9 protein-coding genes are annotated in these 11,394 nt (G+C 37.1%); 6 read left to right on the top strand and 3 right to left on the bottom strand.

The genetic code is table 11. The features are described from left to right. The 3 genes from ftsH to N2201_00345 all read right to left on the bottom strand — a co-directional run. A partial coding sequence (gene ftsH / locus N2201_00355; GenBank protein MCX7784674.1) for an ATP-dependent zinc metalloprotease FtsH occupies positions 1-1,519 on the bottom strand: 1,519 nt, incomplete at its 3' end. Positions 1,520-1,583: 64 nt separating this feature from the next. Then, positions 1,584-3,032 carry a tRNA lysidine(34) synthetase TilS gene (gene tilS, locus N2201_00350; GenBank protein ID MCX7784673.1) on the bottom strand — a complete coding sequence of 483 codons (1,449 nt, stop codon included), beginning with the start codon at positions 3,030-3,032 and terminating at the stop codon, positions 1,584-1,586. Between the two features lie 143 nt (positions 3,033-3,175). After that, positions 3,176-4,504, bottom strand: a complete 1,329-nt coding sequence (locus N2201_00345; protein ID MCX7784672.1) for an acetyl ornithine aminotransferase family protein — start codon at positions 4,502-4,504, stop codon at positions 3,176-3,178. Positions 4,505-5,813: 1,309 nt separating this feature from the next. Here N2201_00345 and N2201_00340 point away from each other — a divergent pair. The 6 genes from N2201_00340 to N2201_00315 all read left to right on the top strand — a co-directional run bounded on the left by N2201_00340 (position 5,814) and on the right by N2201_00315 (position 11,084). After that, entirely contained in the window at positions 5,814-6,101 is a 288-nt protein-coding gene (locus tag N2201_00340; protein ID MCX7784671.1) for a 2TM domain-containing protein, read from the top strand. Then, complete coding sequence (locus N2201_00335; protein ID MCX7784670.1) at positions 6,098-7,483, top strand: TldD/PmbA family protein; 1,386 nt, start codon at positions 6,098-6,100, stop codon at positions 7,481-7,483. Before N2201_00340 ends, N2201_00335 begins: the two co-directional genes overlap by 4 nt. 84 nt (positions 7,484-7,567) lie before the next feature. Beyond that, positions 7,568-8,905 (top strand): TldD/PmbA family protein, encoded by a 1,338-nt coding sequence (locus N2201_00330; protein ID MCX7784669.1) that lies wholly within the window; start codon positions 7,568-7,570, stop codon positions 8,903-8,905. Positions 8,906-9,056: 151 nt separating this feature from the next. Continuing rightward, entirely contained in the window at positions 9,057-9,845 is a 789-nt protein-coding gene (gene folE2, locus N2201_00325; GenBank protein ID MCX7784668.1) for a GTP cyclohydrolase FolE2, read from the top strand. Positions 9,846-9,963: 118 nt separating this feature from the next. Continuing rightward, positions 9,964-10,389 carry an outer membrane protein assembly factor BamD gene (bamD, locus tag N2201_00320; protein MCX7784667.1) on the top strand — a complete coding sequence of 142 codons (426 nt, stop codon included), beginning with the start codon at positions 9,964-9,966 and terminating at the stop codon, positions 10,387-10,389. Positions 10,390-10,484: 95 nt separating this feature from the next. Next, positions 10,485-11,084 (top strand): gamma-glutamyl-gamma-aminobutyrate hydrolase family protein, encoded by a 600-nt coding sequence (locus tag N2201_00315; protein ID MCX7784666.1) that lies wholly within the window; start codon positions 10,485-10,487, stop codon positions 11,082-11,084. The last annotated feature ends 310 nt before the right edge of the window (positions 11,085-11,394 follow it).

Here is an 11,394-nt window from a genome sequence, read left to right as displayed (position 1 = left end):
CGTCGCGAGAACCGGTCGAAATGTCGCCGAATTCTAATTCTTCTGCCGCGCGTCCGCCTAACATAACTGTTAACTGATTAAGACAATATGTCTTTGAATAAATTTTCCGGTCATCAAGCGGTAATTGTTGAGTTACTCCTAATGCTTGTCCCCGTGGTATGATTGTAACTTTGTGAATTGGGTCAGTGCCAGGAATTAATTTTGATACTAAGGTATGGCCGGCTTCGTGATAAGCAATCCATTTCTTTTCTTGCTCGGAAATTAACAGACTTCGGCGCTCTACTCCCATTAGAACTTTATCTTTAGCATCTTCAAAATCTTGCATTTCGACCACAGTTTTATTTCTGCGGGCGGCAAGTAACGCAGCTTCATTTACCATATTGGCTAAATCCGCACCAGAAAAACCAGGGGTGGCGCGGGCTAAAATTTTTAAGTCAACATCTTTTCCCAGCGGAATTTTCCGGGTATGCACTTTTAAAATGCCTTCTCGGCCGAGGACATCTGGCCGGTCAACAACAATTTGGCGGTCAAAACGGCCCGGTCTGAGCAATGCACTATCTAAAATATCAGGACGATTGGTTGCAGCCATTATAATGACACCTTCTTGGGTATCGAAACCGTCCATCTCAACTAATAGTTGGTTCAAGGTCTGTTCGCGTTCATCATGACCGCCACCTAATCCAGCACCTCTTTGTCTACCTACAGCGTCAATCTCATCGATAAAAATGATACACGGAGCATTACGTTTTCCTTGTTCGAACAGGTCGCGCACACGTGCTGCACCGACGCCAACAAACATTTCAACAAAGTCAGAACCAGATATCGATAGAAACGGCACGCCAGCCTCACCTGCTACTGCTCGGGCTAAAAGAGTTTTGCCAGTGCCAGTAGGTCCAACTAATAAAACACCTTTGGGAATTTTTCCGCCTAATTTTTGAAATTTCTGTGGCGCTTTTAAAAACTCAATAACTTCTTTTAACTCTTCTTTGGCTTCTTCCACACCTGCCACATCGTCAAAGGTTATTTTTGGACGGTCGGTAGTGAATAAGCGCGCGCGACTTTTACCAAAACTGAATGCGCGGTCAGTTCCTGAAGACATTCGCCGAATAAACAGTATCCAAAGTCCTAATATCAATATCCAAGGAATCGCAGAAACAATTATTGAACCCCAGGGAGATGGTGGTTTAGCAATGATACTAACATTATGTTCAATTAATTTTGTGACTAAATTAGGGTCATCAAACGGAATATAGGTTTTAAACTCTTTATACTTAGTTTTGCCTCGAGGATTAGGAATTTCGGATTCTTGTTTAAGGGTGCCGGTTATCTCTTTTTCGGTTATAATAACGGATTTGACATTACCATTGTTTAGTTCTTTAATGAATAGCGAGTATTCAATTGATATTCTTCCGGTCTTTCGGCTACCAAAGAAATTCCAAATTGCCCAAACACTTAAAAATATTAGAAGCCAGATTATGAGGTTGCTGATTACTGGATTACGTAGTGGTTGTCTTGCCATAATCTATTGTTGTAAGTTTAATTTTCTCATAGAATACAGATGTTTCAAATGTAGTGCATTGTATTTACACTTTTACTTGCACTTCTAATATTGCTTTTGTCTTATTACTGATTAGACCAATCTGAGCCCGTCGCAATCCAATAATCCATAAGATATTTTTTGCATCACATAATAAAGGCAATCGATTTCTTATTCTTAAAGGAATTTTTTCATCAATTAGGACATCTTTTAATTTCTTAATTTGTCCCTTTTTGAATATAAATTGGTCACCAGCTCTGCGTAGACGAATGGATAAAGGTAAGGAGATTTCTGACATATCAAACCACTCACTTAACACTATTTTAGGATGAGAAGTTAATAAGTCCAGCGTATTTGTTAAATTAGTTGAAGTTGGATGTTTAATGAATTCAAAAATCTGCATAAGGTCTTGTTTATTTTTTATCGACTTAAGTTTTGTTGTTACTTCAATGTCTAATTCTTTAATCTTTGTGGTTTTATTAATATCGATTAGCCACTGTTTAGTTTTTAGATTATTATTTTTATTATTTGGTTTTTCAAAATATAGTTTATCATATTCCTTCCAGACCCATAGGTCTTCGGGTAACTTCAGCCGACGGCCGGAAATTTTATCTTTAGTTAAAGTTAAAATCGCCTCAATCTGTTCAAATTCCAAATTTGGTATTAGAGTTTTAATAATTTGCCTTTCAATAAATAAATTATATGATAAAAGTTTTTTGATGTCAAGGATAATGGAGCGGTCAGTTTGTCTTAATAAGACATCGGCTAAAGCATTTTTCGTGACCTGATTAATATATTCATTACAAGTGCGTATCAGTTCAGAGGTGTGAGAGATTGTCGCAATTAAATTGGGATTGATTTCTTTGAGCAGAGGTAATATTTTATGTCGAATATAATTGCGTCGGTAACCTAATTCAATATTAGTTAAATCTTCACAATATTCAAGGTTATTCTTTTTAAGATAATGCATAATCTCCTCGCGTGGGATTTCAATTAACGGACGAATGATATTATCCCGGATAGGCGGAATCCCACCTAAACCAATTAGTCCTGTTCCGCGAGTCAAATTTAATAAGACCGTCTCCACATTGTCATTAGCCTGATGTCCCAGGGCAATTTTAGAACAACCTAACTGGTAAGCAGTTTTTTGGAGATATTGATACCTTAATACCCGTGATGCTTCTTCTATGGACAATTTGTTCTGTTTTGCATAATTCGTTACATTAATCTTACGTGTCCTGATTGGGATCTTTAAGTCCTTACAAACTTGGCGAGAAAATTTTTCATCCTTATCTGCGAGTTTAGGACGTAACTGATGATTGACGTGCATTGCATATAGATGGATATTTAGTACCGGTTTTAATCTTTTAAGACAATATAATAGAGCCATAGAATCCGGACCGCCAGAAAAACCGACTAAAACCTTATCACCTTTGGCAAGCATCCGGTATTTCTTAATAGTATTCAAGACCTTTTTCTCAAACGAGTTTGTCATACGAACAAAATCGATACCGACAAATAGATTTCTATTTAATAAAGAAACCTTTGATTATTGACGCACAATATCAAAAAACAAAATATACAATATCCAAAGTAAATATTTGATTTTTTCTTGTTTAGTTTTTAATTTTGCTCTTTTTATCCGCGTAATACCGACTTCAGTGCGGACTCAAAAATATCTAATGCGGTATGGGCTTCTTCTTCAGTAACAATTAGCGGCGGTGAGAATCGGATTGCAGTTGTGCCACATCCTTGCATCAGCAGTCCTTTTTCAAAGCATTTATAAATGATAGCATTTCGTTTTTCAGTTAAAGGTCGTTTGGAGATCGAATCCTCAACCAGTTCCATACCAATCATTAATCCTTTACCCCGAATATCGCCAATTACTTCATATTTTGCTTGTAAAGTTTCTAAACGTTTCATTATGACCGCCCCAACTTTTTGGGCATTTTCAATTAAGCCATTTTCTAAAAGTTTTATTGTAGCTAAAGCTGCTGCGCAACAAACCGGATTGCCGCCAAAAGTAGAAGCATGCGTGCCACTAGGCCATTTCATCAAGCCAGCATTGGCAATAAACGCACCTAAAGGCATTCCTGAAGCAATGCCTTTAGCAATACAATAGATATCCGCCATAGTTTCCCAATGCTCAATGCCCAACATCTTGCCAGTTCGACCCATTCCGGATTGCACTTCATCATCAATTAATAGGATTCCATATTTATCACAAAGTTCTCTTAACTTTTGAAAATAACCTGGTGGCGGAACGACATAACCACCTTCACCTTGGATGGGTTCAATAAATATTCCACAAACCTCTTCTGGAGGCACTATTTTTTTAAATAATTCGTCTTCAATATACTTAACACAAGCAAAATCACATCCGGGGTATTCTAAATTATAAGCACAACGATAGCAGTAGGCAAATGGAACATGATAAATTCCCGGAAGTAAAGGCCCGAATCCTTGCTTTTGGACTACTTTACTACCGGTCAATGACAGTGAACCCATAGTTCGACCATGAAATGACCCCAGAAATGCGATAGCATATTTTCTTTTGGACATATAGCGTGCTAACTTAAAAGCGCCTTCAACCGACTCAGTCCCTGAATTACATAGAAAGACTCGTTTATTCATACCGCCCGGCGTAATTTCGACTAACTTCTCGGCTAATTCGGTTTGTAAAGGGTAATAATAATCAGTGCCGGACATATGAAGCAATCGCTCGGCTTGTTTTTTAATTGCTTCAACTACTTCTGGATGACAATGGCCAGTGGAACAAACTGCAATGCCGGCATTAAAATCTAAAAATTTATTGCCATCAACATCCCAAACCCAACAACCCTCACCAGATTCAATAACAGCAGGATAACTTCTTGTGTAAGAAGGTGATATGAATTTTTTGTCTTTGCGTAATATTTTCTGAGCCTTTGGTCCAGGTAAACTTGTAATAATTTTAGGTTTAGACATTAGAGCTCCTTTCTAAATCAAAATTTTGGGACCCTGGAATTATCTTGAGCAGTCATGCTATGTATTTTCAGATTCAGCAGGGTCAGATAGAAAAATATTGTCTAAGTTTCTATAATAAGATATTACAAAGAACACAAATAATAAATAAATTATAACAGATTTATACTTAAAGTCAATTATTTTGATAAATTCAGAGTCTTTGGAAAATTGCTTCCAAATTTATCGATAACTCAGACAAAACAATGAAATATTCACTGATTTCATCCGAATATTTCAGATATTTCGGTTCTTAACTATTGGGGAAATAACTACCAGATACTTGTCGCGTGTTTGGCCTGGGTTATAGCTTTGCACTAAATAGCACTTTTTCAAAGTTCCTTATGGTTCTTGAAGGAAAGGCCCTGGTAAGATATTTATTTGATTTTATTTCAAGTTTTCTATATGGTTTCCTTTTAAGTTGGTTCAAAAATGAACTATTAAAAAATTAAGAGATTTCATATCAGCGATATTCAAAGTAGCAATATTTTGTTAATAAAAATAAGTACTTTGAAAGGATTTGATAGGCAATTAGCGCTGACTGGTAGACGACTTTGTCTGCCGAGTATTGGATGCGGTAGCCTTTGCAGGATGCTGGATTTTGGATAAAATGGGGTTAACCCTACCCTAACTTCTCTATTGAATAAAAAAGGGAATACACAATCAGGTAAAAACCTAAAGGAACGAAAACTCGCTTCCTTGGGTCTATCATCTTTTTGATGTGGAACAAATTTTAATGTTCATCATAATCAATGATACGATTTTATATAGAAATTTTTGACAAATAGGACAAATTCAAGAATTATGTTATTATATTTATAGAGGACTCTGAAAAAGTGCCAATGAACTTGCAAAAAATTCTGTAATTTCAGTGTTTCTTTGACAAAAATTGATTTATTCAGAAGTCTTATATATGAGCGCTCTGAAAAAGTACCACTGAAAACACTTGCGGTAAGCATCCGTATCTGAGATACAATAGAAAAATAAGAAAAATATTCAACAAGGTCAATTATTCAATAGTTAGAATTAACTTTTTCTGAGTTCTCATATAGGTAGCGTCAAGAATTGTGTGTAATTTCTTTTTTCTTGCATTAGGCGTGTTCTCTTTTCCTTATTACTAAAAATTGTCCGGCATAAGAGGGTACACCTTTATTTTTAACATATCAAGTCTAAATTTACCCAAAATATTATCCACTATCTCTCATATAGAAATTGTTGACAGATGAGATTAATGTAAGTATTATGTTATGATGACATCCACAGGAGGCATACTATGGATGAAAAGCAAGCGTATGAGCAGGCACGAAAATATGTTGAGGAACGAGTCAACTTTTATGTGCATTTGTTAATTTATTTGTTTGTCAATTGCGTGTTTATTTTTATTAATTACCGTTATAATCGTGGTTATTGGTGGTTTTATTTTCCTTTACTCTTTTGGGGCATTGGTCTTTTTGCCCATTTTATTAGCGTCTTTCTCTTTTCGCCAATGGTCAAAGAACATTGGATTCGGAAAAAGGCACAAGAACTATTAAAAACTTATTCAAGAGAGAACAATCAATGATTGAGATTTTGAAAACCACTTTAAGTTCTTTTGAAGGAATGGATTATGGTGAACTTCGGTTTCACGAACGGATTGCAACTGGAATTTCGATTCGTCAAGGTGAATTGGAAACTTTAGCATCTAATATCTATTCCGGTGTTGGAGTGAGAGCGTTGTATCAAGGCGGTTGGGGATTTTCGGCTACGAGTCGAATTGAAGTTAACGAAATCAAAAGAGCAATCAGCGATGCTTGTGCTTCGGCTAAAGTCGCAAGTTTCGGCAAGGTCAGCAAAAATGTGAAATTGGCTACAGCCCAATTAGCAAAAGGTAAATTTGCGCCGATAATAAACGACCCATTAACAAATCATACCATCGAAGAAAAACTGGACTTAGTAAAAAATACCGAAAGTAAATTAAGAAAAGCATCAAAATTCATTCAATCCGCTAAAGTCGCTTATATAGAGCGCCTAGAAAGAAAATTTATTGTTACTACTGATGGCGCAGAATGCGAAATTATTGATTCGAAACCAGAATTCATCATTTTTGCGGTTGGAGTCGACGGTAAAGATATGGTCGAATCCTTGGAAGCAGTTGGAGTCACAGGCGGTTGGCAGGATTTATTTGGCAGAAAATCACCTGATGAGTTTATTGAGAGCGCCATTAAAAGAATTGAAGTTTTGCTTAAAGCAGGTTATCCCAAAGGTGAAAGAACGACCGTGATTCTTGATCCGGGTTTAGTGGGCTTGATTGCACATGAAGCAATTGGCCATACTGTTGAAGCGGATTTTGTTTCGGCCGGTGCCATTACTAAAGATAAAATTGGCCAGCGGGTCGCCAGTGATTTAGTTACACTATTCGATTCTGGTCCTGAGGGAACTGCGGGTGGCACTATTTTGGTTGATGACGAAGGTGTGATAGCAAAAAAGGTTGTGATTATTCAAAACGGCATCCTGAAGTCTTATCTCCATAATCGCCAAAGTGCAGGTGAATACGGTTGCGAACCTACCGGCAATGCGCGTGCTTATGAATATTCTGATGAACCAATTATTCGAATGCGCAATACGGGTGTTATGCCGGGAAATTTAAGCTTAGCCGAGATTATTGATAGCACCCAAAACGGTTATCTCTTAAAAGGGGCTAAAGGCGGACAGGCGGATGCTAATGCAGAATTTATGTTTGGTGTGCAAGAAGCATATCGAATCACTAAGGGTAAAATCGGCGAATGCTATCGAGGAGTGACAATTTCCGGACAGGCATTTGATGTTTTAATGAGCGTTGATGCAGTTAGTCAGGACTTCCAATGGGATATGGGGTTTGGACATTGTGGTAAATGGCAACCAGCAAAGGTTGATGGTGGTGGTCCGTATTTGCGCTGTCAAGCCATTATTGGTGGTCGACAATGATAAAATGGAAAATACCAAATCGGAAAATTAGACTCCAAGGTGTAAAAATCTATTAAATTGATAATTCAATAGTGGAGGTCGATAATGACGGAATTATTGGAATTAGGTGAACTTGCGGTCAAAAAGGCTTTAGACCTGGGAGCAGATGAGGTCGAAATTTATTTAGTTAAAGGTAAGTCCTTTAATGTTTCATTCGAAACTAATGACATTAAATTAGCCAAAAGTCATATTACTGATGGCTGTGGCATTAGAATTTTTAAGAATCAAGGATTAGGATTTGCCTCAGTTAATATTTTATCTCAGACAAAGATTGTAGATGCAGTTAGTAATGCGGTGCGTTTAGCCAATTTAGCACCAAGCGATAACGGCAATATTTTGCCCGTGCCCAGCGGAACTATGCCTGAAGTCCAAGACATTTACGACCCATTGGTAGAAAATCTGACAATGGATGATGTCTTGAATTATGCGAGGAACTTACTTAAAACTGCACTTAATTATGATAAACGCATCACTGTCGACAGTGGAGTCTTCGCAGGTTTTTATGGCGATAGGGCGGTTGTCAATTCAAAAGGTATTAAAGTTTGGGAAAAAGCCAGTTCTTTTGAATATGGTATTATGGGAATGGCACGTGATAATAAAGAAGTGTCTTGTTTTCAGTATGAATTTGACGCTACCCGAAAACTTTCGGACATAAATGTGGAAAAAGTTGCAATGAATTTTGCGGAAAAAGTTCTTAGAACCTTAGGTGCCAAAAAAGGTGAAACATTTAAAGGAACAGTATTCTTAGAACCAGAAGTTTTAACTGAGTTGTTAGAAGTTATTATTAATGCAGTCTCAGCCAACAATGTCCAAAAAAGAATGAGTCAATGGATTGGTAAATTAAATCAAAAAGTAACATCAGAGTGTTTATCGATTGAGGACAACGGCTTATTACCCGGAGCACCGGCATCAAGCGCTTTTGACCGAGAGGGTGTGTATCGAAAACCGTTAACGATTGTTGAACAAGGAGTGTTAAAATCCTATTTATACGATTCCTACTGTGCTAATAAAGAGAATCGAACTTCAACTGCTCATGCTGTTGGTGGTTTTCGTTCAATTCCTTCAGTCGGAGCAAGTAATATTATCGTCAAGCCGGGAAAAGACCCAAAACAAAAATTAATTCAGGAGATCAAAAATGGAATTTTTGTAACCCGGCTTTCGACACAACCAAATCCGTTTAGCGGTGATTTTTCCGGTGTGGTTAAAGGTGGTTTTCTAATCAAGGAAGGTGAACTGGTTCAACCAGTAATTGAAACGATGATTGCCGATAATATCTTTACCTTATTAAACAAAATATCTGGACTATCTATTGAGACCAAGAAAATTAGTAAATTTTTTGTCCCATATTGTCGCATTGAAGATGTCTCTATAACCAGCGGTTAAGATTCCCCAAAGCCGGAATAATAGGGAGTAAGGTTAACGATTAACCCTCTTTACTGGGCAGTGTATAATATTTCGGGTAAATTGAGACTTGATATGTTAAAAATAAAGTATCCTTCTACTAAACATTGACAATTTAAAAAGCAATGTTAAAATGTTTATTGTGCGCGACCTTCAAAACGAACAAGATTTTCGCAATATTGATATTGATAAAGTTGGTGTCAAAAATTTAAGGTATCCGATTTTTCTTTCAGACAAGGCTTACAAAAGACAACATACCATTGCTCAAATCAATATGTATGTTAATCTACCCCATAATTTTCGTGGCACCCATATGAGTCGATTTGTAGAAATTCTTAATCGTTTCCATCGGGAAATTGCAATCCATAATATTGGTAGGATTTTAAAGACGATGAAGCAGGAGTTAAATGCCGAATCAGCCCACATTGAGATATCATTTCCTTATTTTATTGAAAAGACCGCACCAGTTTCAAATTCAGTGGGATTGATGGAATATCAATGCAAATTTATCGGCAATCTCACTGAAAAGATGCAGTTGATTCTTGGCGTCGCCGTGCCAATTACAACTTTATGTCCTTGTTCTAAAGAGATGGTAAAAATCGGCGCACATAATCAGCGAGGCGAGATTCGGGTTGAAGTGCGTTTTAAGGGCTTTTTGTGGATTGAAGACCTTATTGCGATGATTGAAGATTGTGGCTCTAGCCCGGTCTACTCCCTATTAAAACGCGAAGACGAAAAATATGTAACCGAGCATGCTTTTCAGAATCCGGTTTTTGTTGAAGATGTTGTGCGCAATGTTGCGCAAAAATTGGATAAGCACCCCGCTATTATCTGGTATCGAATTGAAGCCGAAAGTTATGAATCAATCCATAATCATGATGCGTATGCATCTTTAGAAAAGAAAATCGTTCCTTCAGGTTAACTCTGCCGAAGGATAATAAAAATGACAATTAGAAAATTCAAAGCTCACAAAATAGATATATTTTCTTATGATTGTTTGGCGCAATTTAATCGACATAACACAAAAAAGGAGTCAATCAATGAAACAATATAATCTTTTATCTGCTTGGGGATTTCTGTTATTTATCGTTACTTTATGCATAGGATTTTTTTCTACTGGCTGTGCATCTCGGACAGTTAAGAAAACAGAAATTGTGTCGCAAGATACGACAAGCACTACCCATCGTTTATATAAGACCGCACGGGAATATCTTGACAACAATGATTTTGAAAAAAGTTTAGAACTGCTCTATGCAATCGTGGATGATTTTCCTAAGGATGAACTTGCCGATGACGCACTTTATTTAATTGCCGAGATTCTAAGTGACCCGAAAAATCCAGACCAAGATTTAGATACTGCCATCGAGGAATTAGAACGGTTGATCGAAGATTATCCCCAAAGCGAATATGTTGCTCGTGCCAAAAAGATGATTAAAAAATTAGAGAAACTTTTAGAAGAAGAATAATATCGCCTTTGGTGCTTTAACTTGATAAATCCCAGTGAATTTATCCGTTGGGCTTATGGTGAACTGAGCAAAGAAAGAACTCAAAAAAGCTTAAGATGATAACGCTAATTGTTAATAGTTATCGTGTTGAGTCCGAACAGAAAATCGCACCTTATGTTGAAATGGTAAAGAAATTTAGTCAATGTCGAGTTGTCAAAGATGTGGAAATTTATAATTATGCTAATCTACTTGAATGCGATGCCTTAGTGCTCTCGGGGTCGCCGGACTTAATAACTAAAGGTGTTTATTCCCGGGGATATTTAGAATTTTTGCATCACATTACGCTTCCTTGTTTAGGTATTTGTTATGGCCATCAAATGCTGGCAAAAGCTTTTGGTGGTACGGTGCTTGCTGGTAAAGAACGAATTGAAGGTAATGAGGTGGTCCGTATTATCAAATATGACCCTTTGTTTCAAGGATTACCGCCAGAAATTTCAGTAAAAGAAAGCCATCAAGAATATGTCTCATTAAACAGTTTAACTGTTGCCGGCTTTGAAGTTTTAGCCAATTCACCATCCTGTGAAGTTGAAGCGATGAAACATTTGGAATTACCAATTTATGGCGTGCAGTTTCATCCTGAACGGTCCGGGTCAATTGGCGAAACAATCTTCCAAAACTTTTTTAATATTGTCAGGAGACTAAAGCACGGTAACTAAAAATATGAAAATCAGCAGAAAATCAACAAGATAATATCCGCATAAATAACGGTTTTTCTCTAAAATATAACTAAATCTCTTTGTAATATGCATTCACTTTCAGAGTAGATTCAGAATGATAAAACCCTTTGTGTTATATCAATCTCTATGGAAATTTTGGTAAATTAAAGGTCAGCATATTCTTTTCTCTTTGTATTTTATGTCTAACCACCTGGTTTTTAATCTTGAGTGGCTTGCTTGACCCTTTCGGTGGTCTAATCTGCGGTCCTCTCGGCAAGCCCCTGGGTTGCCCACCGGTATGCCCCCTGGC

This window comes from candidate division WOR-3 bacterium, assembly GCA_026418155.1.
Classification (GTDB): Bacteria; Hydrothermota; Tepidihabitantia; order Tepidihabitantales; family CAIPLT01; genus JAOABV01.
The sequence above is the reverse complement of the archived record's forward strand: the minus strand, read 5'-3'. Positions and strand labels throughout refer to the sequence as shown.